Here is a 19,408-nt window from a genome sequence, read left to right on the forward strand (position 1 = left end):
ACCGTCTGCTGGTACGTGGACGTACCAGCAGACTGCGGCGAGAGGACCCGACGCCCGTGAACACACCGACCCGAAGCGGCGAGGCGGTACTCCCGCCCACCACGTCGATCCCGTCTGCCATCCAGGGGCTCGGCGCGGTCGTGTCGCGCCGGCACTTCTTCCGCCACCTCCACGACCGGCACGGCTCGGCGTTCACCGTGAACCTGCCCGTCTTCGGTCCGTCCGTCGTCATCTCCGATGCCGCGATGGCGCGCGAGTTGTTCACCGCGGGCGACCAGGTCGAGAACGTCCAGCCCAACCTCGGTCGCATCCTCGGCACCGGATCGATGTTCGCCCTGGAGGGCGCCCGGCACCGCGCCCGACGCAAACTGCTCACCCCGCCGTTGCACGGCAAGCCGATCCGATCGTACGAACAGTTGGTGGTCGACGAGGTCCGCGCCGAGTGTGCGTCCTGGCCCTCCGGCGTCGAGTTCGCCTCCATCGAACCGATGATGCGCATCACCCTGAACGTCATCCTCCGCGCGGTCTTCGGCGCCGAGGGCAGCGAGCTCGACCGACTCCGCGACATGATCCCGCCGATGGTGACCGTCGGTTCGCGCGCCGCAACGGTACCCCCACTCCCACGCCCTCTCCGTCGGATCGACCCCAATCACCGGTACGCACGACGCAATGCCGAATACCGGGACTATGTCGGCGGACTGATCGCCAAGGCGCGCAGCGATTCTCACCTGGACGAGCGCACCGACATCCTGGCGATCATGCTTGGCAGCACCTACGACGACGGCAGTCCGATGACCGACGACGAGATCGCCGAGGAGCTGGCCACCTTGCTCGCGGCCGGGCATGAGACCACGGCAACAACCCTCGCGTGGGCTCTCGAGCGGCTGCGGCGGCACCCCGAGGTGGTGCGCGAGCTCGTGGCCGAGATCGACGCCGGCGGACATGACTACCGCCACGCGACGATCCTGGAGGTCCAGCGCAGCCGACCCGTCATCGACTTCGCCGGCCGGCATGTCGTCGCCGACCATCTCGACCTCGGCGAATGGCGCATCCCGAAGGGATACAACGTCCTCGTCTCGATCGCCCTTCTCCACGACGACAGCAGCGAATTCGCTCGCCCCGAGCTCTTCGACCCGACCCGCTTTCTGGGCACCAAGCCCTCGCCGGCCTGGCTCCCCTTCGGCGGCGGGACCCGGCGGTGCATCGGGGCTGCGTTCGCGACCATGGAGATGGACATGACCCTGCGGACACTGTTGGCGGACTTCCAGCTGCTGCCGACCGACGACAAGCCCGAACGCTGGTTCTCGCGCGGGGTGGCCTACGCCCCGTCCCGCGGCGGACGGATCGCGGTCTTACCACGCTGAGCCCCGCCTGACGCCGACTCGAACGTGACGGGTACCACTTTCCCCCTGTGACCTTCGTCATCGAACGCGCCCGAACACGCCCGCTCGAGAACCCCCACGGAATTGCGGGATGCGCTGGGAATTCGCCGGAAAGCTAACAGCGTTATCCGGACGTTATCCGAACCCCGCAGGTCACGGCGTCGACGTGACCCAGCCGTTACCGGACCCGTATGGTCGCCCACGGTCCGAGATCAACTGTCCTGCCAACCCCGGGGCAGTGAGGAGGAACGAAGACCATGCGTATGACCAAGACCCACATGACCAAGCTCGTCGCCCGCGCCGCGATCGTCGGCGCACTGACCGCCGCCCCCTTCGGGATGCTGGCGTCCACCGCACATGCGGCAGGCGGCAACTGGGACGCGGTCGCTCAGTGCGAGAGCGGCGGCAACTGGGCCACCAACACCGGCAACGGATACTACGGCGGCCTCCAGTTCTCGATGAGCACCTGGCAGGCCAACGGCGGAACCGGCAACCCGGCAGACGCCTCCCGTGAGGAGCAGATCCGCGTCGCGGAGAACGTGCTCGCTTCGCAGGGCGCCGGAGCCTGGCCGACGTGCGGCGCCAACCTCTGACGCACGCACCGGCGCAGCACGCGCCGTGAGGCCGTGCAGTCGTTGACACGACGAGGCCGGCGGGTCCATCCAGGACTCGCCGGCCTCGTTGCGTCTGACGCCGCCTACGGTTCTGACGCTGCCTACGGCGTGGGTGCGGCGTCGTCCCCGCTGTCCCCGACAGCCGTGTCCAGCGCGCTCACCGCGATGCCATACGGCAGGAATCGCACGTTGCGGCGTGGGTCGGTGTTGCTCTTGTTGGCGCGCAGTGCGTCGAGTTCGGTGGCGTAGACCTGCTCGACCCGGGCACCGCCGTCGTCCTCGACGACGAAGACCGCCCAGACACCGGAGCCGGCCTCGCCGGTGGTCTCTTCGCGCGGCTTGGTGCGCGTGCGCCCGCGGGCGGCCTCGTCGAAGAACATCGAGAAGGCCGCCGGCCCGGCCTGCCCCTCGAAGAGCTTGCCGAACACGTCACGCAATCCGTCCCCGGCCTCCCGTGCGAACCGGTCGAAGTCCTCGGGGCCGAAGTTGAATGAGCCGCCGAAGCCGCTGTTGTCGCTCATGATGTTCCCTTCCTCCGGCACCCTGACGGGCCGCCGGCCAACTCAGCCCAGTCTCCTCACAAATCCGCGGCTTCGCCACCCGCGTTCTCGGTCTCGTCGAGCCGCTGATGCAGTCGGGCACGAACGTCATCGGCCGAATAGGACTTCCGCTGCCGCTGATCCCGCGCGACCATCACCCCGCCGGTGGCCACCCCGACCGCGCCCGCCAATCCCAGCCATTTCCAGAGGTTCCTCATGCGGGCAGGATAGGTCGCTCGGTCCGGGGACGCATTAGCCTTCATTCGTGCCCACCAGCAGAATTCTCTTCGGCCGAGACCGCGCCGACGCCGGCATCTCGTTGACCGACGCACTCGACGCCACCCGCACCGGCGACATCTGGCTCTTCCATGGTCATTCCGGACCCGACCGGGCCATCCGCACGCTGACCAATGCGCCGGTGAACCACGTGGCGATGGCGGTGTGCATCGACGATCTGCCCCCACTGCTCTGGCACGCCGAGCTCGGCGATCGCCTGACCGATGTGTGGACCGGATCGAACCATCGCGGTGTTCAGCTGCACGACGCGCGAGAAGCCGTCGAGCAGTGGATGATCCGCTACAAGCAGGCGTGCTGGTTCCGTCAGCTCACCCCGGAGGTCACCCTCGATCAGGAGAACGCTCTGCTCAAGGTGATCGCCGAACTCGACGGGACACCGTTCCCGACGACCGCACGCCTGGCCGGACGGTGGTTTCGTGGCCGGGTGCCCAACTCGATCGATCTCGTCCGGGGCATCCCCTACCTCGACCGCAAGGTCCGTCAACGACGCGATGAACGGCAGCAGCGCCGCAACCGCACCACCGACGGCGCCGGACTCGAAGCCGCCTACTGCGCCGAGGTGGTGGCGATCACCTACCGCGAGATGGGCATCCTCGATACGTCGAAGGATTCCAACTGGTTCGACCCCGGGCGATTCTGGAGCGGCGACGATCTCCCCCTTCACGCGCCGCATGAACTCACCCCGGAGGTGGGGGTTCGGCTGGACTGACGCCGGCCGTCGGCCACGAGGGCGACCGGCCCCCGAAGGCCCGCAGAGTCGCCTCGACCAATGCGTCGGCATACGCCGGGGTCAGCGGTCCGCTGCGGTGTAACCACCGTTGGAACAGCGGGGCGTAGAGCATTTCGAGGAACAGGTCGAGGTCGGTTCCGGGCGGCAGCTGACCGTCGCGCTCGGCAACACGGAGTCGAGCCTTCTTGGCATCGTCCAGCGGTCGCGACAGCTTCTCCCGGTACTCCGTCGCGAGGTCGGCGTCGTTCGCGATCTCGGTGTTGACCGCCCGGATCAGCCGGTCGAAGGACGGATCGCCGAACTCCGCGACCGTGGCTCGCACGACCTGCTTCAGGTCGGCCTCGAGATCCCCGGTGTCCGGCAGGACGACCGACTGCCCGTCGGCATCCTCGCTCAGGGCCAGCACGGCCGCGAAGACGACCGCACTCTTCGACGGCCACCGCCGATAGATCGTCTGCTTGCCGACGCCGGCACGGGCAGCGATCGCCTCGACGGTGACCTTGTCGTACGGCTCCTCGACGACGAGGGCCCGGGTCGCCTCGAGAATCGCCTGTCGAGACCGCTCCTTTCGACGTGAGTGGTCCGGTCCGGCGTCGTTCCTCATGTCGCCAGGCTAGTACACGAAACGAGACGGTCCGTCTTGACACCCGACACCGGGACGTCTAACTTACTTTCGAGACGGAACGTTCCGTTTACTTGAGGAGGCGACCATGTCAACCCCACGGGTCTGGTTCATCACCGGTGCGTCCCGCGGACTCGGGCGAGCGTTCGCCGAGACGGCCCTCGCCGCCGGCGATCGTGTCGTTGCCGTCGCCCGCAACGTGGATCCGCTGGCGCCGCTGGTCGAGCGATACCCCCAGCACCTGCGCCCGCTGTCGCTGGACGTCACGGACCGGCAGGCCGTGTTCGACGGTGTCGAGAAGGCGGTTGGCGCTTTCGGCCATCTGGACATCGTCGTCAACAACGCAGGCGGAATGCTCTACGGGATGGTCGAGGAAGCCTCCGAAGCGCAGATCCGGGCGCATCTCGACCTGAACTTCTTCGGAGCCGTCTGGGTCGCGCAGGCGGTGCTGCCCCACCTGCGCGCCCGCGGCGGCGGACGCCTGCTGCAGGTCACGTCGATGGGCTCCGGCGGTGGGATGGCCACCGTCGGCTATTACGGAGCCGGCAAGGCGGCGCTCGACTCGGTCAGCGAGGCGCTGGCGATGGAGGTCGAGCAGTTCGGCGTCAAGGTCACCATCGTGCAGATGGGCGGCTACGACACCGGGTTGTTCACCACCGGGACGACCACCACCGAGCCGATGTCGCAGTATCAGGATCTGCGCACCGGGATGGAGGAGTCCTGGGGTGACGACGCCGGGCCGTCACCGGCCACCGCTGCGCCGGTCATCCTGCAACTCGCGGCGCTCCCCGACCCGCCTCGACGGCTGATCCTCGGGAGCCAGTCGTACGATCACGTGCTGGAGATGGACCGGGCGCGTGCGGAGAACTATCGGGCATGGGAGCACCTCAGCCGGCAAGCGCCCGGCTGAGGCACCCCGCAACTTCCTCCAACTAGATTGTCATCGCTTCGCGCACAGCGTTTTCCGCAGTCGAACCGCCGTCACCCGACGACGTCACACGCCCGCTCTCCAGCACGTAGTACCGCTGCGCCGCCTCGAGGGCGAAACCGATGTGCTGCTCGACGAGGAGCACTCCCAGTCCGCCGCGCTCGGTGAGCGTGGTGATGGTCTGCTCGATCTCGGCGACGACCGAGGGCTGAATGCCCTCGGTCGGCTCGTCGAGGATCAGCATCCGCGGTTCGGTGATGAGAGCGCGAGCGATCGCCAGCTGTTGACGCTGGCCCCCGGACAGCAGGCCGGCGCGTCGCCCCAGCAATTCCTTGAGTGCCGGGAACATGTCCAGCATCTCGGCAACCAGTTCCTTGCCACGTTGACGACCGTCCGCCACGACCTGCAGATTCTCGGCAGTCGTGAGGTGACCGAAACTCTGCTGCCCCTGCGGCACATACGCGATGCCGTGCCCCACCCGGGCGCTGGGTCGCGCCCGGGTGATGTCGACACCGTCGAACGTGATCGTGCCCTTGGTGGTCTTGACGAGCCCGACAGCTGCGCGCAACAGAGTGGTCTTCCCCGCTCCGTTGTGTCCCATCACCGCGACGACGCCGTCGGTGGGTACCTCGATGTCGACCCCGTGGATCACCTCGGTGCGCCCGTAGCCCGCATGGACCCCGGAGAGTTTCAGCATGATTCAGCCCCTGTCCTGGGTCGATGGCGTGGAGAGTCCGGCGGTGTCGGTCTCGGCGGCGATCTCCTCGAGTTCCTCACCGCCCGCGGCGGTTCCGAGGTACACCTCCTGGACCTTCGGATTGGCCTGGACCTCGGCGACCGTGCCCTCGGCGAGCACCCGGCCGCGGGCGAGCACCGTGACCGAGGTCGCGAAGGACCGCATGAAGTCCATGTCGTGTTCGACGACCACCACCGTGCGTTCACCCCCGATGCGACGCAACAGGTTCCCGGTCTCCTCCCGCTCCTCGTGACTCATGCCCGCCACCGGCTCGTCCAGCAGCAGCACGGAGGCGTTCTGTACCAGCAGCATCCCGATCTCGAGCCACTGCTTCTGCCCGTGGGCGAGCACCCCGGCCGGCGTCTCGGCCAGATGCTGCAGGCCGATGGTCTCGAGCGCCTCTGCGATCGAGTCCGGGATCCGAGCCGGCCGTCGCCGGAGCATCGTCCACACCGACCGCCCCGCGCCCGCGGCGATGTCGAGGTTCTGCAGCACGCTGAGTTCCTCGAAGACGCTGGCGGTCTGGAACGTTCGGCCCACACCGAGACGCGCGATCTGGTGCACTTTCTTTCCAACGAGTTCGACCCCGGACTTCTGGATCGACCCGGTCGGCTTCACCAGTCCGGTGATCGTGTCGATGATCGTGGTCTTGCCGGCCCCGTTCGGCCCGATCAGGAACCGCAGATCACCCTGGAGCAGGGTGAGATCGACGTCGGAGACCGCCTTGAAGCCGTCGAACTCCACACTGAGACCGCGCACCTGGAGGTAGTCGCTGTCCATCCCGGCGTTGCCACCGGCGACGGGCAGATGCTCGACGACCGTCGATTCCGCTTCGGTCATGACGACGCTCCTACCTTGCTGACGGTGTGTTCATCGATGTCGCCGGTCGGCGACGAGTCCGGGGCTCTCCTCCGCCGCCACTTGATCAATGCCCCGAGTCCGGCCAGACCGGCCGGGAAGAAGCCCACGACCACGATGAACAGGATGCCCTGGGCGTAGGTCCACCCGGACGGGAAGTTCTCCGACAGACTGGTCTGCGCCCAGGCCACCGCGATGGCGCCGAGCACCGGGCCGAGAAGCGTTGTGCGCCCGCCGATCGCGACGCCGATCAGGAAGGCGATCGAGGGCACGATCCCGACGTCCGCGGGTGAGATGATGCCGACGATGGGAACGAACATGGCGCCCGCGATGCTCGCGAACAGCGCCGCGACCGCGTAGGCGACGACCTTGGTGTTGGCCGGGTCGTAACCGAGGAATCGAACCCGCTCCTCCTGGTCGCGGACGGCGACCAGCAGTTCGCCGTACCGGCTGTACATCAGCTGTCGCGTGATGGCGACGACGGCGAGCAGGATGGCCGCGGTGATGAAGAACAACAGCTGCCGGTTCACCGGGTCATTCAGGGCCAGGCCGAAGAAGCTGCGAAAGCGGTTGAGGCCGTTGCTGCCACCGGTGGTCTGCTGACCGATGAGCAGGATCGCGAAGGCCGCGGCGAGCGCCTGCGACAGAATAGCGAAGTAGGCGCCCTTGACCCGCCGTTTGAAGACACCCAGACCCAGCAGGATCGCGAGGAACGTGGGCACCAGCAGGATGCCAAGGATCGTCACCACCGGTGAGGCGAACGGCTTCCAGTACCCGGGCAGGTCGCTGATCCCGGCGATCTGCATGAAATCGGGCACGTCGTCGCCGCGCAGTTCGGCGTCGGAGATCTTCAGGTGCATCGCCATGATGTACGCACCGAGACCGAAGTACACGCCCTGCCCGAGGGTGAGCATGCCGCCACGCCCCCAGGCCAGGCCGATACCGACCGCGACGATGCCGAAGCACAGGAACTTGCCGAGCAGATTGAGGCGGAAGTCCGACAAGACGGCGGGCGCGACCGCGAACAGCAGGATCGCCGCGAATCCGAACCCCGCCCAGACCTTCCACGAAGCGCTGAAATAGTCCTTCACACAAGACTCCTCGACTGGACCGTGAACAACCCCTGCGGCCGGATCTGCAGGAAGATCACGATGATGACGAACACGGCGACCTTCGCCACCGACGCCGTCGTGTTGTATTCGATGAACGAGTTCAGGACGCCGAGGGCGATGGCCGCGATGACCGCGCCCTTGATCTGGCCCAGGCCGCCGATGACGACCACCAGGAACGCGTCGATCAGATAGGTCATCCCGGTGTTCGAACTGGTGGAGCCGATCAGGGTCAGTGCCACACCGGCGACGCCGGCGAGCCCCGAGCCGATGAAGAACGTAGTGATGTCCGTACGGCGGCTGGAGATACCGCTCGTCTCGGCGAGATCTCGATGCTGGACGACCGCGCGAATCCGCCGTCCCATCGGCGTGTACTTCATGGTGACCGCGATCGCGGTCACGGCCACGATGGCCAGCAACATGATGAACAGGCGCGTCTTGGGGACGACCGCACCGAGGATGTCGACGCCGCCGGACAACCACGACGGCGCCACCACGTCGACCGCCGGTGCGCCGAAGATGTCCCGGGCCAGCTGCTGGAGGATGAGTCCCACGCCGAAGGTCACGAGAAGTGTGTCCAGCGGCCGGTCGTACATCCGCTTGATCAGGGTGACCTCGAGCAGGACCCCCATCAGGCCACCGACGAGAAACCCGATGACGAGCGAGACGAGCAGGGACACCCCGGCATCGGAGATCAAGTACTCCTGCACCGTGTACGCGGTGTAGGACCCGGCCATGATGAACGACCCGTGGGCCATGTTGATGACGCCCATCTGCCCGAAGGTCAGGGACAGGCCGAGAGCTGCGAGGAGCAGAATCGAACCGAGGCTGAGCCCGGTGAAGAGCTGTCCGATAACGGTTTCCACGTGTCTATCCGTTCGTCGGCGGCGGGTGCCGCGTTCGCCAGGAGGGACCGTGCGCGACCCGTCCCGCGTCAGGTGGACGCGGGACGGGTCGTCGACGGTGTCAGTTGCTCAGGCCCTCGGCCCACGGGTACGACTTCAAGTAGGGGTCCGGTTCGATCGGCTGACCCGAGTCCCACACCGTGTAGATCAGTCCGTCGCCGCGGATCTCACCGATCCGAGCGGTCTTGGTGATGTGGTTGTTCTCGCCGTCGATCGTGACAAGACCCTCGGGAGCGTCGAAAGTGACGCCGCCGGCGGCTTTCTGGACATCCGCGACGGCAAAGGACTGGGCCTTCTCGACGGAGTTCTTCCACAGATACACCGAGACGTAGGCGGCTTCCATCGGGTCGGAGGTCGGCTTGTTCGCGCCGTAGGCGGCCTTGTAATCACGGACGAACGACACGTTCGCCGGGTTGTCGACGGTCTGGTAGTAGTCCCACGCGACCAGCTGGCCCTCGATGTTGTCCACACCGATGCCGCCCACCTCCTCCTCGGCGATCGACACCGAGACGACGGGCATGGCCTGCGGGGTGAGCCCGACGTTCTTGTACTCACGGAAGAACGCCACGTTGGAATCGCCGTTGAGAGTGTTGAACACGGCGTCGGCGTCGGCGGTGCGGACCTTGTTGACGATGGTCGAGAAGTCCGTCGAACCGAGCGGGGTGTAGTCCTCGCCCTTGATCTCGATACCGTTGGCCTCGGCGTACGCCTTGATGACCCGGTTGGCGGTCTGTGGGAACACGTAGTCGCTACCGACCAGGTAGAGCGACTTCACGCCCTCTTCTTTCAGGTACTCGAGCGCCGGCACGATCTGCTGATTCGTCGTCGCGCCGGTGTAGAAGATGTTCGGCGATGACTCGAGCCCCTCGTACTGCACCGGGTAGTAGAGCAGGGAGTTGTTGTCCTCGAAGACGGGCAGCATGGCCTTGCGGCTCGACGAGGTCCAGCCGCCGAACACTGCTGCGACACAGTCGCTGGAGATCAGCTTCTCGGCCTTCTCGGCGAAGATCGTCGGCTCGGAGGCGCCGTCCTCGCCGATGAGCTGCACCTGCTTGCCCAGGACACCGCCGTTGTCGTTGATCTGATCGACGGCGAGCTTGATCGAGTCACGAACGGTGACCTCGGAGATCGCCATCGTTCCCGACAGCGAGTTCAGCGACCCGACCTTGATGGTGTCGCCGGAGGTGTCGACGCACGATTGCGCATTCGACGCCGATTCCTCGCTGGCCGAGCTGCCGCAGGCACTGAGGACCAGTGCCACCGCGGAGAGGGCCGCGGGGACGAGAATGCCGTACCGCCGCCCGCGTGACCGGGTGGTGGTGGGCGGCGGGGTGTCGGCCGGCAGGGAGCCGGACGGCAACGGAACAGACGGCATCGGCGGAGCCTTTCTCACTACGTCACTGGTCCACTCAGGTGGGGGCACGACGAACACGCGGCTGTCACCGCTTGACCCCCGATGAGATACGCGCCGCAACAAAGCTTGCGATCTGGCGTATGGGGGGTAAACGTATTTTGACTTTGTTACACCGGCGTGACGTGAGATGAATTCGATGTTTCTGCTTCCGGACGCGTCACCGCAGCCGAGTTCCGCTGAATCCCGTTGGCCTCATTGACGATTCAGAGAGGCCCAGTTTGACACAAGGACCCACAGGCGCTAGTGGGCGAATGAGGCCTCGACGTCGGCGCGGGTACGCTCGGGGTCGGATCCGAGCTCATATCGCGGAAGAGTGTGCGGCACAGTGGTCCCCCGCGCCACGCGGCGGCGCGCGGCCGCGAACTCCGGCGCCTCCCCCATCGTGAGATGCGCCGAGTTGATGATGCTCCACACCGCACTCCGGCGCGCACGCCGCTCGATCGGATTGGGCGCCCGATACATGATCAGCTGTTTCGCCCAGCGCGGCATCGTGTCACGGATCGCCCAGTCCACGGCACCCTGGGCCGGGTTGCGCACATTCAGCCCGGTCGCCATCGCATTGCCGTGCGTCAGAGCCAGTTTCGGCAGATACTCCTCGAGACAGGTGAGGGTGTCGGCCTTGGTCGTCGGCAGATCGGTACCACCGAGCGCATGGCCGACCCGGACGAATTCCCGGTAGTAGGCGTCGAGCTCGCCACCGCGCAGCGGCTGCGGGTGGTAGATCTCGTGTGCGGTCGCGATGCCCCAGACCACCGTCGCGTAGTTCCACCGCAACCAGGACGGGTCGTCGGCGTCGTAGGCCGCCCCGTCGGGGCGGACGCCCTTGATGGTGTGGTGCATCGCGCGAACCGTTCGTGCCAATCGTTCGGCGGACTCGGTGGACCCGTATGCGGTTCCCATGAAAAATGCCAGCGAGTGCCCGAGCCTGGTCATGGCACCGTCGGGATCGATGGACAGGGTCGGGGTACCGTCCTCCCGTCGCCGGACCAGCCGCGAATGGTGTACGCCCATCCAGAAGATGCTCGGGTCCAGACGTTCGAGGTACGACGCGCACTGGAGACCGAAGATGAGTGCCGGGGTGTGCGAGTGGACGTACCAGGTCGCGCTGTCCGGCCCGAACCAACCGGGGTCTCCGGCGGGGTTCTCGAAGTCCATTCCGCGGAAGAACTTCGCACGCACGTGGGCGTCGAACTTGCCGTTGAGCCAGGACCCGACGAACTCGTGCGGGAGCCGGACGGGGACCCGGTCGGTGGACGGCAGCCGGAGGGGAGCCAGGGACACAGTCATCTACAGACCTTCCGCTCGGGGCGACCATCGGTCACCGTCGTGTCCAGACTAGCCCTTTGGCTACGGGTGTGACCAGATCCGGTACGGCCGGGTCACGGCCGACTATGGTGAGACGATGTCATCACCGACCCGCTGGGCGGGCGTACCGCTCGCGGACCGCCGCGCAGAGCGCAGATCCGACCTGATCGCGGCCGCCTTCGACATCTTCGGGGGCGTCGGCGTCGAGTCCGAGCTGTCGGTCCGCTCCGTGTGCCGGCACTGCGGCTTCAACACCCGATACTTCTACGAGAGCTTCGCCGACACCGACGAGCTGCTCGGAGCCGTCTACGACGCCACCGCCGCAGAGCTCGGCGCGGTGGTCATGGCGGCGATGGCCGACGCAGAGCCCGCGGTCCGGTCACGCACTCGAGCGGGTATCCGCGCGGTCCTCGGGCACGCATCCTCCGACCCCCGCCGCGGTCGCGTGTTGTTCACCGCGGGGGTGACCAATCCTGTTCTCGCCCAACGGCGCGCCGAGACCCAGGCGATGCTGCGCGACATGGCGTTCGCCGAGGCCGACGCCCTGGACACCGATCGGCTCACCAGCCGGGTACGAGCCGCCGTCTTCACCGGCGCCATGGCCGAGCTGGTGCAGCAGTTCTTGGCCGGCAGCCTGGGCGACGACCTCGACCGCGTCGTCGACGAGGCGATGGCCACCCTGCTACCCACCCGGACCTCGTAGCAACGATCCGCGCCGTGGGCGCACTGTCGCTACGGGATCGAGGTTCCGAGGCGTGTCATGAGACCACGATCGAGGGCACGGATCATGATGAGGCACCCGAGTCCGGACAGGACCAGCCCGGTCGCGAAGATCGCCGGGAATCCGAAGAGGTCGCCCACGATGCCCGCGGCGAATCCGGCCGCGCCCTGCACTCCGACCACCGCGCAGGCGAACAACGTGTAATCGCTGCCCTCATAACCCTTCTGGCAGGCGTCCATCATCAGCGTGAACACCGCGACCGTCGCCGCCCCGCCAAGGACGTGCTCGGCGAGACTGGCCGTGACCACGAGCCAGAAGCCGCCGACCCCCATCGACGCCACCAGATACAGGCCGAGACTGAGCGTCTGGGTGACCCCGCCGACGAGCAGCGCGTGCCGCCGGCCGTAGGTGTAGGCGAGCCACCCGCCCAGCGCCGCCCCGCCGAGTGCCCCGGCCGACGACAGCGCACCTTCGACAAGCGCGATCTGCCCCAGGGTGAGCCCGATGTCGGACATGAACGGACCGACGAGCGCCGACGCCATCGAGTTGCCGAACTTGAAGGCGCCGACGACGAGGATGAAGGCGATCACGCCGGGGCGTCGGAGCCGCGACGCCCACCCCGTCAGCAGCAAGGCAGGTGACACCGACCTCGGCTGCCCGGGCGTCGCATCACCCCGGCGCGGCCCGGGGTCACGGGCGAGGAGCCACACCCCGACGGTGACCGCGAACAGCAGCACCGACATCACGACGAAGAGGGCACGCCACCCGGCGAGGGAGAACAACCAGAGAAGTCCGCCGCCGCCGGCGATCATGCCGATCCGATAGGCGCCCACTTGGATTCCGTTGCCCAGACCACGCTGTCGCGGCTCGAGCATCGACACGGCGAGGCCGTCGGTCGCGATGTCCTGCGTCGCCGAGAGCAGGTTGATGACGGCGATTCCCACCAGGAGCCAGACCAGGGTCCCGGACAGGTCGAGACATGCCAGGACGAGCGCGACGACCGCCGACGACAACTGCAGCGCGAGCAGCCATCTGCGTCGGGTGCCGTAGGCGTCGACGTAGGGCGCCCACAGGAACTTCAGGCCCCACGGCGCGAACAGCAGTCCGTAGACGCTGATCTGCGTCAGTGAGTAGCCCTCCTCGCGGAGGATGACGGGTATCGCCTGGCTGAAGAACCCATAGGGCAGACCCTGCGCGAAGTAGAGAACGGTGAGCAGCACCAGGGTGCCGACAGCGAGCCCGGAGCGCGGAGTCGACATGGACCGCGGAGTCGACATGGGTGACATCATGCCGCACGTCGTGCCGGCCGGTCGGCTCTCATCTGTTCGCGAGCGGCGGCTAGTTGCTCGCGCGTTTCGTGAAGGGTGCCGATGCCTTTCGCGGCGAGGTCCCGGGCCGAGGCCGGTACCCGCTGACGATGGACATCCGGTTGAACGCGTTGATGGTCACCGCCGCCCAGATCAGGACCGCGGTCTGCTCGGTGTCGAGGATGTCCGTCGCCCGGTCGTAGGCCAGGTCGGCGGCGTCGTGGGCGGGTAGCTCGGTGACCAGTTCGGCGATCTCGAGAGCGGCCTGTTCGACGTCGTCGTAGAGGTCCGGTGCATCGCGCCACCCGGCGATGACGTCGATCTGCTGCGTCGACAGACCCGCGGAACGGCCCAGTTGCGCATGGAGATCCATACAGTAGGCGCAGCCGTTGATCTGCGAGCACCGCAGATTGACCAGCTCGACGAGTGACCGACTCAACCCGATCGATTCGGCGGCCGCCGCGACCTCGGCCGACACCGCGATCAGCTTCCGGTAGACCTGCGGTGTGGTCTTGTCGATTCGCACCCGTTGCGCAGGCATGGGCCAACAGTAGCCGTCCGGGAGCCGGCTCCCGCGAAGTCCCCACGTCGTCTGGGTAGGACTACTCATCCATGCCGGGACGCCACGGGTCATCGTCGAACCATGACCTCTTCCAGCAGCATGTTCGGCGGCGCTCCCGGCACTGCCACGCTCGCCCGGATCTCCTCCGAGTTCGAGGCGATCGCCCGCCAGATGTCCACCGTGTCCGAGGAATTCGCCGAACTCCAACGCATCGCCATGCGGCCGGAAGAGCCGGCCCCCGACGGCACCACCGCGCCACAACCAGCCCCAGCGGCGGCGTCCCGCGGACTGACCCCGCCGATGGTGACCTCGACTTCTCCGCATGCCACGAGACCCCCACTCGTGCCCCCGTCCCGTCCCTGGCCCCCGGCGCCGCCCGTCGCGCCCCAGCACCGGATCGCGACCGCGCCCCCGATGCCACCGGCTTCTGCCGCACTCCCCCCGATGCCGCGACCGACCGCCACGCCCGGATTTCGTCCACCCGCATCGCCGGTCCCTCCGGTCATCCAGCCTCCTCGACCGCCGGGGCCGTCGATGTCCGAACGGATCGGCGCCGCCGCCGAACGCGGACTGATCGGCAAGATCCTCGCGACCGCAGGCGTCGGTGTGACCCTCGTCGGCGTCGCACTCCTCCTCGTCCTGGCCGCACAAGCCGGAATCCTCCGCCCGGAGTTCCGCGTCGCCGGCGGGGCGGTCCTCGCGGCGGCACTCATCGCCGGTGGGATGTGGCTGCGCGGCCGGAGCGATGGTCGGATCGGCGCCATCGCCCTGACGGCCACCGGCATCGCGGCCGGGTACCTCGACGTCCTGGCCGCGACCAAGATCTACGAGTGGCTGCCGATCGTGCCCGGACTCGGCGTCGCCGGACTCGTCGCGGCGGGTGGTCTCGTCTTGGCCCACCGTTGGCGCAGCGAACATCTCGGCCTGCTCGTCGTGGTGCCGCTGATCGTCCTGGCCCCGGTTCTCACCGGTGGACTCGACACCACCTTGATCGCATTCATGGTGGTGCTCTGCGCCGCGTCGGCGTGGGTCCAGTTCGGCCGTGACTGGATCTGGCTGCATGCCGTCCGTCTGGCGGCACCCACGATCCCACTCACCCTGGTCGGGCTCTTCGGCCTTGCCGGGTGGAGTGCGCCCGGAAGCTCCGACCCGGTCTTCGCCGCCGCGGTCACCGTGGTCGTCGTCCTCGGCGTCGGCGGCGCGCTCATCGCGATGCCCACCACCGAGTTCCGGGAGGTCCTGGCGGGCCTCGCGAGTGCGACGACCATCCCGGCACTCTTCGCCGGCACGGCGATGCACCTACCCGGCGCGGTCATCCTGCAGACCTCCCTCGCCCTGGCCCTCATCGGCACCGTGTTGGTCGGCTCGGGACTCACGGGTTCGGGCGCCGTCACTCGTGTCATGCCCGACTCTGTCGCCCAGATCTGGTCCGCCACCGCGCTTCTCCTGCTGTTCGTCGCAGTGCTCGTGACCTTCGACGGGACCGTGGCGGTCGCCGTGCTGCTGGGGTTGGCCACGGTGACCGGCCTCGTCGCCCGGACGTGGTCGACGACCTCGCGTGTCCTCCTCGCCGGCAGTTCGGTCATCTGGGCGATCGGTTTCGCCGCCCTCCTCGACGCAGCGCCGCCGTACGTGCTCGCCGACGCCGACCTCATCGGACGCGACGCGAACCTGGAGATCGTTGTCGCGAGCCTGTTCGCTGCTGTGGGCGCACTCATCCTGGCCGCGGGTTGGGCGCGCCTGACCGACGAGAGAGTCTCTCGCGCAGCCCACATCGCGGCGGGGGTGGTCGTCGTCTACGCGCTCACCGCGATCAGCGTGACCGCCGGTGTGCTCGTCGGTGGGCCCGACGGATTCCTGGCCGGACACGTGCTGGCGACCACCTGCTGGATGGCCCTCGCCGGCGCCGCACTCGCGTATGCCCGACGACGTGGCGGCGCGGCGCGCACCGCCGCGGTCACCGGCGGTCTGGTCCTCGTCGCCGCGGCGATGGCCAAGCTGTTCCTGTTCGACCTGGCCACCCTCGACGGCATCTTCCGAGTGATCGTGTTCATCGTGACCGGACTCATCCTGCTCGGACTGGGCGCCTGGTACGCACGCGCCCTGCAGGGCGACCCGGTCGAACCGGATTCGGCTACAGCCGTGTGACTCTGCCGAACAGTATGACGTCGTGCCCGGAATGCGGGCACGACGTCATACGGCTGGGCGTCGGAACTACGCGGTCGTCGTGCGGACCGGCGCGGCCACGTCGACCTCGGTCGTCGCGTCGTGGGCGGGCGGCCGACGATCCGGCGCGGTCCGCACATGCGTCAGGTACAGCGTCAACCCGACGAAGGTGAGCCCGCCGACGAGATTGCCGATCACCGTGGGGATCTCGTTCCAGACCAGGTAGTCGGCGATCGAGAAGTCGCCACCGAGCATGAGGCCCGACGGGAAGAGGAACATGTTGACGATCGAGTGCTCGAAGCCCATGTAGAAGAACAGCATGATGGGCATCCACATACCGATCACCTTGCCGGGCAACGATGTCGACATCAGGGCGGCGACCACGCCGGTGGACACCATCCAGTTGCACAGCACCCCGCGGATGAACAGGGTCAGCATGCCGGCCGCCCCGTGCTCGGCGTATCCGACGGTCCGGCTGTGACCGATCTCGCCGAGCTGCCGGCCCACTTCATCGGGTGCGACGCTGAACCCGTAGGTCAAGATGACCGCCATCATGACCGCCACCAGGAAGGCGCCGAGGAAGTTCCCGAGGAACACCAGACCCCAGTTGCGCAACATCGACCGCACGGTCACGCCTCGGCGCTTGTCCAGTAGTGCCAGCGGCACCAGCGTGAACACGCCGGTGAGCAGATCGAATCCCATCAGATAGAGCAGGATGAAGCCGACCGGGAACAACACCGCCCCGAGCAGCGGCTCACCGGTGCGCACGGTCACCGTCACCGCGAAGGCCGCGGCCAGAGCCAGGATCGCGCCGGCCATGAACGCTCTGATCAGCGTGTCGCGGGTGGACATGAACGCCTTCGACTCGCCGGCGTCGACCATCTTCACCGCGAATTCGGACGGTTTCACATAGGACATGTGGTTCTCCTCGAACTCTCCAGTTGTCGGGCCCCATCGAACCGAGGTCACATGTCCGTCCGGTGTCATCGACGATTCGTCCTGTTACACCGCGCTCACTCGCGTCACCTCGCCGTGTGAAGTGCCGGTCACGCCTTGCCGTCCGGCCATATGTCGTTCGTGTGAACACTGCCGGATGTCGCTGCCTCGACTTGGCATCGCGCGTGCCGATGGGCAATGTGGGTGCGGTCCAACACTATCGACGGAGATGATGATGACCACCCCGATCATGCCGAAAACCGATGCCGCAGAGCTCATCAACGCCGCACGGATACGCCAGGGACTCACGTGGGCGACGATTGCCGACAAGATCGACGCCCCGCTGGTGTGGACCGTTGCGGCACTGCTGGGCAAGCATCCGGTCCCGCCCGCGAAGGCGACCGCCGTGGTCGAGTTGCTCGGACTCGGCGAAGGTGTGGCGGAGAGCCTGCGGCAGCAACCCACGCGGACGCCCGACGAGGCGGCGGCGAACGATCCCACCATCTACCGCTTCCACGAGGCGATCGACGTCTACGGACCCGCGCTCAAGGAGCTCATCCACGAGGAGTTCGGCGACGGCATCATGAGCGCCATCAACTTCAAGATCGGCTTCGAGCGACGGTCCGACCCCAACGGCGACCGGGTGGTCGTGACCTTCGACGGCAAGTTCCTCGACTACAACTGGTGACCCTCGCTCGTCAGCGAACGCAGGGCGAGCATCATCGACGCATAGACGGCCGGGTCGGTGGGATCGAACCCGAGAAGGGTCCGAATCCGCTCGATTCGCTGGTAGAGGCTCTGTCTGCCGATGTGGAGCGCCGCGGCCGACCGCGTCGCACTGCAACCGTTCGACAAGTGGACCGTGAGGGTCCGCACGAGGTCCGACGACGAGCGTCCGTCGTATGTCACCAGCGGCTCCACCATCGCCCGGAGTTCCGCGCGCACGGCGGGGTCGAGCGCCCGGACGGCCTCGTCGGCGAGCAACTCGCGGGAGGTGAACACCCGACGGGAAACCCCGAGACGCGCTGCGGTCGACGCTGCGAGTCCCAGTTGTCGCCCGCATCGCCGCAGCGACTCGGACAGGGCGGCCGCAGTGTCGGCAACGGGCCCGAGATCGTCCACGCGGCAGGGATTTCCGACAACGATCGTGGTACGTCCGAGCCCGCCGCCCCGCGCGGTCAGCGTGGACGCCACCCGGTCGACCGGGTCGACGGTGCCCTCACCTCGCCCGGCCGGCACCGCGGCCAGCGCATAGACCGTCGCATCGACGATGCTGCGCGCCACCGCATCGAGCTGCGCACCGGCGACCGCGTCGTCGGCCATGCGCGGATCAGGGGCCTCGGCGGCCAGCGGCACCACCAGGGTGGGCCCCGCCGCGGACAACCCGGCACCGGCCAGGCGGATCCGGAGGTCGGCGGGGCGCATCGGTCTGCCGTCGACCAGATCTTCGACGAGCCGCGCCGCCAGCGCCGAGCCCCGCACCCCGGTCCGGGTCAGGCCGACTGCCACCGGACCGGCAGCCGCGCGCAGCAGGCTGTCGGCGAACGGGATCTCACCGGCGTCGGCGCACTCCCCCACGATCAGGCGGGCCATCGGGCGCCCCTTGCTGTGAACCGCGGCCTCGGCCACCGCCCGGTCGACGACCCGCCACGCCGCCGAGTCGTCGTCGACCCCGTGCGCGGACAGCAGCGCACCGGATGTGGACACGAGAACGACCGGGGCATCGAGGCGCTCGGAGATGTGGCCGAGCATGGGGGCGACACCGGCTCCGGCCGCCAAGTCGTCGTGCAGGGCGTCGACGAGAGCGGACCGGACGCGCAGCTCGTCGACCTCCCGCGCGGCGATCGAGGTGTTGACCGCGCGACACACATCGATGAAGGGGACCACGGCCCGCAATTCGATGATCGGAAGCCGGGCCGCCGAGCCCGCCCGCACCATCTCCTCGGGCACCTCCTCGAACGTGCGGCCCACCTCGATCGCCACCGCGGCGACACCTCGCTGTGCGAGGTCTCGGACGTAGTGCTTGCGGGTGCCCGCGTCGAGTCCGCGCAGACCGAGTCCCGTGGTCAGCAAGAGCTCGCCACCGGTGAGCAGCGGGCCGATCTCGTAGATCTCGCTCGAGTGCACCCAGCACACCGGCGCGTCGAGGTGCTCGTGACCACTGAGAATCCGCGGTTCGGCGGCCGCGAGGTGGCTGTCGAGGACCTCGCGGAGCGTCGGCGTCGTGCTGCTTGTCGAGAGTCGACCACTTGTCATGGACCGAGACACTATGCACAG

General features: G+C 67.7%; 21 protein-coding genes. 7 read left to right on the plus strand and 14 right to left on the minus strand.

The window, feature by feature from the left end:
- Positions 1-56 precede the first annotated feature (56 nt).
- Positions 57-1,364, plus strand: a complete 1,308-nt coding sequence (locus BCM27_RS17220) for a cytochrome P450 (protein WP_004022525.1) — start codon at positions 57-59, stop codon at positions 1,362-1,364.
- A 275-nt stretch (positions 1,365-1,639) separates the two neighbouring features.
- Entirely contained in the window at positions 1,640-1,975 is a 336-nt protein-coding gene (locus tag BCM27_RS17225) for a transglycosylase family protein (RefSeq protein WP_004022526.1), read from the plus strand.
- 122 nt (positions 1,976-2,097) lie between these two features.
- Here BCM27_RS17225 and BCM27_RS17230 read toward each other — a convergent pair whose 3' ends face one another.
- Both BCM27_RS17230 and BCM27_RS17235 read right to left on the minus strand, forming a co-directional pair.
- Positions 2,098-2,517 (minus strand): hypothetical protein, encoded by a 420-nt coding sequence (locus BCM27_RS17230; RefSeq protein WP_004022527.1) that lies wholly within the window; start codon positions 2,515-2,517, stop codon positions 2,098-2,100.
- 56 nt (positions 2,518-2,573) lie between these two features.
- Positions 2,574-2,753, minus strand: coding sequence for a hypothetical protein (locus BCM27_RS17235; protein ID WP_033205713.1), 180 nt, complete (start codon positions 2,751-2,753; stop codon positions 2,574-2,576).
- A gap of 47 nt (positions 2,754-2,800) precedes the next feature.
- Here BCM27_RS17235 and BCM27_RS17240 point away from each other — a divergent pair, with 47 nt between their 5' ends.
- Positions 2,801-3,541 (plus strand): hypothetical protein, encoded by a 741-nt coding sequence (locus BCM27_RS17240; protein ID WP_004022529.1) that lies wholly within the window; start codon positions 2,801-2,803, stop codon positions 3,539-3,541.
- Here the strand turns inward: BCM27_RS17240 and BCM27_RS17245 are convergent.
- Entirely contained in the window at positions 3,510-4,166 is a 657-nt protein-coding gene (locus BCM27_RS17245; protein ID WP_004022530.1) for a TetR/AcrR family transcriptional regulator, read from the minus strand. The genes BCM27_RS17240 and BCM27_RS17245 overlap by 32 nt on opposite strands.
- A gap of 106 nt (positions 4,167-4,272) precedes the next feature.
- Here BCM27_RS17245 and BCM27_RS17250 point away from each other — a divergent pair, with 106 nt between their 5' ends.
- The gene (locus BCM27_RS17250) at positions 4,273-5,094 is read left to right on the plus strand and encodes an SDR family NAD(P)-dependent oxidoreductase (protein ID WP_004022531.1); all 822 of its coding nucleotides are present in this window, start codon (positions 4,273-4,275) and stop codon (positions 5,092-5,094) included.
- A gap of 22 nt (positions 5,095-5,116) precedes the next feature.
- On the opposite strand, the gene urtE is transcribed toward BCM27_RS17250, so the two are convergent.
- The 6 genes from urtE to BCM27_RS17280 all read right to left on the minus strand — a co-directional run bounded on the left by urtE (position 5,117) and on the right by BCM27_RS17280 (position 11,421).
- Complete coding sequence (gene urtE / locus BCM27_RS17255; RefSeq protein WP_004022532.1) at positions 5,117-5,809, minus strand: urea ABC transporter ATP-binding subunit UrtE; 693 nt, start codon at positions 5,807-5,809, stop codon at positions 5,117-5,119.
- A 3-nt stretch (positions 5,810-5,812) separates the two neighbouring features.
- Positions 5,813-6,688 carry an urea ABC transporter ATP-binding protein UrtD gene (gene urtD, locus BCM27_RS17260; protein ID WP_004022533.1) on the minus strand — a complete coding sequence of 292 codons (876 nt, stop codon included), beginning with the start codon at positions 6,686-6,688 and terminating at the stop codon, positions 5,813-5,815.
- Positions 6,685-7,797, minus strand: a complete 1,113-nt coding sequence (gene urtC, locus BCM27_RS17265; protein WP_004022534.1) for an urea ABC transporter permease subunit UrtC — start codon at positions 7,795-7,797, stop codon at positions 6,685-6,687. Before urtC ends, urtD begins: the two co-directional genes overlap by 4 nt.
- Complete coding sequence (gene urtB / locus BCM27_RS17270) at positions 7,794-8,681, minus strand: urea ABC transporter permease subunit UrtB (protein WP_004022535.1); 888 nt, start codon at positions 8,679-8,681, stop codon at positions 7,794-7,796. Before urtB ends, urtC begins: the two co-directional genes overlap by 4 nt.
- A 100-nt stretch (positions 8,682-8,781) precedes the next feature.
- On the minus strand, positions 8,782-10,095 hold the full coding sequence (gene urtA / locus BCM27_RS17275; RefSeq protein WP_004022536.1) for an urea ABC transporter substrate-binding protein: 1,314 nt from the start codon (positions 10,093-10,095) through the stop codon (positions 8,782-8,784).
- Between the two features lie 279 nt (positions 10,096-10,374).
- Entirely contained in the window at positions 10,375-11,421 is a 1,047-nt protein-coding gene (locus BCM27_RS17280) for an oxygenase MpaB family protein (RefSeq protein ID WP_004022537.1), read from the minus strand.
- Positions 11,422-11,536: 115 nt separating this feature from the next.
- Here BCM27_RS17280 and BCM27_RS17285 point away from each other — a divergent pair, with 115 nt between their 5' ends.
- Positions 11,537-12,142, plus strand: coding sequence for a TetR/AcrR family transcriptional regulator (locus tag BCM27_RS17285; protein WP_004022538.1), 606 nt, complete (start codon positions 11,537-11,539; stop codon positions 12,140-12,142).
- Between the two features lie 29 nt (positions 12,143-12,171).
- Here the strand turns inward: BCM27_RS17285 and BCM27_RS17290 are convergent, their stop codons facing one another.
- From BCM27_RS17290 to BCM27_RS26110, 3 genes are all read right to left on the minus strand, one after another.
- Positions 12,172-13,419, minus strand: a complete 1,248-nt coding sequence (locus BCM27_RS17290) for an MFS transporter (RefSeq protein WP_033205718.1) — start codon at positions 13,417-13,419, stop codon at positions 12,172-12,174.
- 79 nt (positions 13,420-13,498) lie between these two features.
- Positions 13,499-14,008 carry a carboxymuconolactone decarboxylase family protein gene (locus BCM27_RS17295; RefSeq protein ID WP_004022540.1) on the minus strand — a complete coding sequence of 170 codons (510 nt, stop codon included), beginning with the start codon at positions 14,006-14,008 and terminating at the stop codon, positions 13,499-13,501.
- Positions 14,009-14,097: 89 nt separating this feature from the next.
- A complete protein-coding gene (locus BCM27_RS26110) occupies positions 14,098-14,535 on the minus strand; it encodes a hypothetical protein (RefSeq protein ID WP_004022541.1) in 438 nt (145 codons plus the stop codon).
- A 28-nt stretch (positions 14,536-14,563) separates the two neighbouring features.
- Between BCM27_RS26110 and BCM27_RS17300 the strand changes: the two genes are divergently transcribed.
- Positions 14,564-16,177, plus strand: coding sequence for a DUF2339 domain-containing protein (locus BCM27_RS17300; RefSeq protein WP_004022542.1), 1,614 nt, complete (start codon positions 14,564-14,566; stop codon positions 16,175-16,177).
- 66 nt (positions 16,178-16,243) lie between these two features.
- Here BCM27_RS17300 and BCM27_RS17305 read toward each other — a convergent pair whose 3' ends face one another.
- Positions 16,244-17,113 (minus strand): formate/nitrite transporter family protein, encoded by an 870-nt coding sequence (locus BCM27_RS17305; RefSeq protein WP_004022543.1) that lies wholly within the window; start codon positions 17,111-17,113, stop codon positions 16,244-16,246.
- Positions 17,114-17,366: 253 nt separating this feature from the next.
- Between BCM27_RS17305 and cynS the strand changes: the two genes are divergently transcribed.
- A complete protein-coding gene (cynS, locus tag BCM27_RS17310; RefSeq protein WP_004022544.1) occupies positions 17,367-17,819 on the plus strand; it encodes a cyanase in 453 nt (150 codons plus the stop codon).
- Here cynS and BCM27_RS17315 read toward each other — a convergent pair.
- Positions 17,807-19,387, minus strand: coding sequence for a PucR family transcriptional regulator (locus tag BCM27_RS17315; RefSeq protein ID WP_004022545.1), 1,581 nt, complete (start codon positions 19,385-19,387; stop codon positions 17,807-17,809). The genes cynS and BCM27_RS17315 overlap by 13 nt on opposite strands.
- Between the last annotated feature and the right edge of the window lie 21 nt (positions 19,388-19,408).

It is taken from the genome of Gordonia terrae (assembly GCF_001698225.1).
GTDB lineage: Bacteria > Actinomycetota > Actinomycetes > Mycobacteriales > Mycobacteriaceae > Gordonia > Gordonia terrae.

What these genes read in the sequence shown, in the direction of transcription:
- BCM27_RS17225 (WP_004022526.1), top strand. Translation starts at nt 1,640, where the DNA reads ATGCGTATGACCAAGACCCACATGACCAAGCTCGTCGCCCGCGCCGCG.
- BCM27_RS17230 (WP_004022527.1), bottom strand. Translation starts at nt 2,517, where the DNA reads ATGAGCGACAACAGCGGCTTCGGCGGCTCATTCAACTTCGGCCCCGAG.
- BCM27_RS17235 (WP_033205713.1), bottom strand. Translation starts at nt 2,753, where the DNA reads ATGAGGAACCTCTGGAAATGGCTGGGATTGGCGGGCGCGGTCGGGGTG.
- BCM27_RS17245 (WP_004022530.1), bottom strand. Translation starts at nt 4,166, where the DNA reads ATGAGGAACGACGCCGGACCGGACCACTCACGTCGAAAGGAGCGGTCT.
- BCM27_RS17250 (WP_004022531.1), top strand. Translation starts at nt 4,273, where the DNA reads ATGTCAACCCCACGGGTCTGGTTCATCACCGGTGCGTCCCGCGGACTC.
- urtE (WP_004022532.1), bottom strand. Translation starts at nt 5,809, where the DNA reads ATGCTGAAACTCTCCGGGGTCCATGCGGGCTACGGGCGCACCGAGGTG.
- urtD (WP_004022533.1), bottom strand. Translation starts at nt 6,688, where the DNA reads ATGACCGAAGCGGAATCGACGGTCGTCGAGCATCTGCCCGTCGCCGGT.
- urtA (WP_004022536.1), bottom strand. Translation starts at nt 10,095, where the DNA reads ATGCCGTCTGTTCCGTTGCCGTCCGGCTCCCTGCCGGCCGACACCCCG.
- BCM27_RS17280 (WP_004022537.1), bottom strand. Translation starts at nt 11,421, where the DNA reads ATGACTGTGTCCCTGGCTCCCCTCCGGCTGCCGTCCACCGACCGGGTC.
- BCM27_RS17285 (WP_004022538.1), top strand. Translation starts at nt 11,537, where the DNA reads ATGTCATCACCGACCCGCTGGGCGGGCGTACCGCTCGCGGACCGCCGC.
- BCM27_RS17290 (WP_033205718.1), bottom strand. Translation starts at nt 13,419, where the DNA reads ATGTCGACTCCGCGCTCCGGGCTCGCTGTCGGCACCCTGGTGCTGCTC.
- BCM27_RS17295 (WP_004022540.1), bottom strand. Translation starts at nt 14,008, where the DNA reads ATGCCTGCGCAACGGGTGCGAATCGACAAGACCACACCGCAGGTCTAC.
- BCM27_RS26110 (WP_004022541.1), bottom strand. Translation starts at nt 14,535, where the DNA reads ATGACCGGAGGGACCGGCGATGCGGGTGGACGAAATCCGGGCGTGGCG.
- BCM27_RS17300 (WP_004022542.1), top strand. Translation starts at nt 14,564, where the DNA reads ATGTCCGAACGGATCGGCGCCGCCGCCGAACGCGGACTGATCGGCAAG.
- BCM27_RS17305 (WP_004022543.1), bottom strand. Translation starts at nt 17,113, where the DNA reads ATGTCCTATGTGAAACCGTCCGAATTCGCGGTGAAGATGGTCGACGCC.
- cynS (WP_004022544.1), top strand. Translation starts at nt 17,367, where the DNA reads ATGACCACCCCGATCATGCCGAAAACCGATGCCGCAGAGCTCATCAAC.
- BCM27_RS17315 (WP_004022545.1), bottom strand. Translation starts at nt 19,387, where the DNA reads ATGACAAGTGGTCGACTCTCGACAAGCAGCACGACGCCGACGCTCCGC.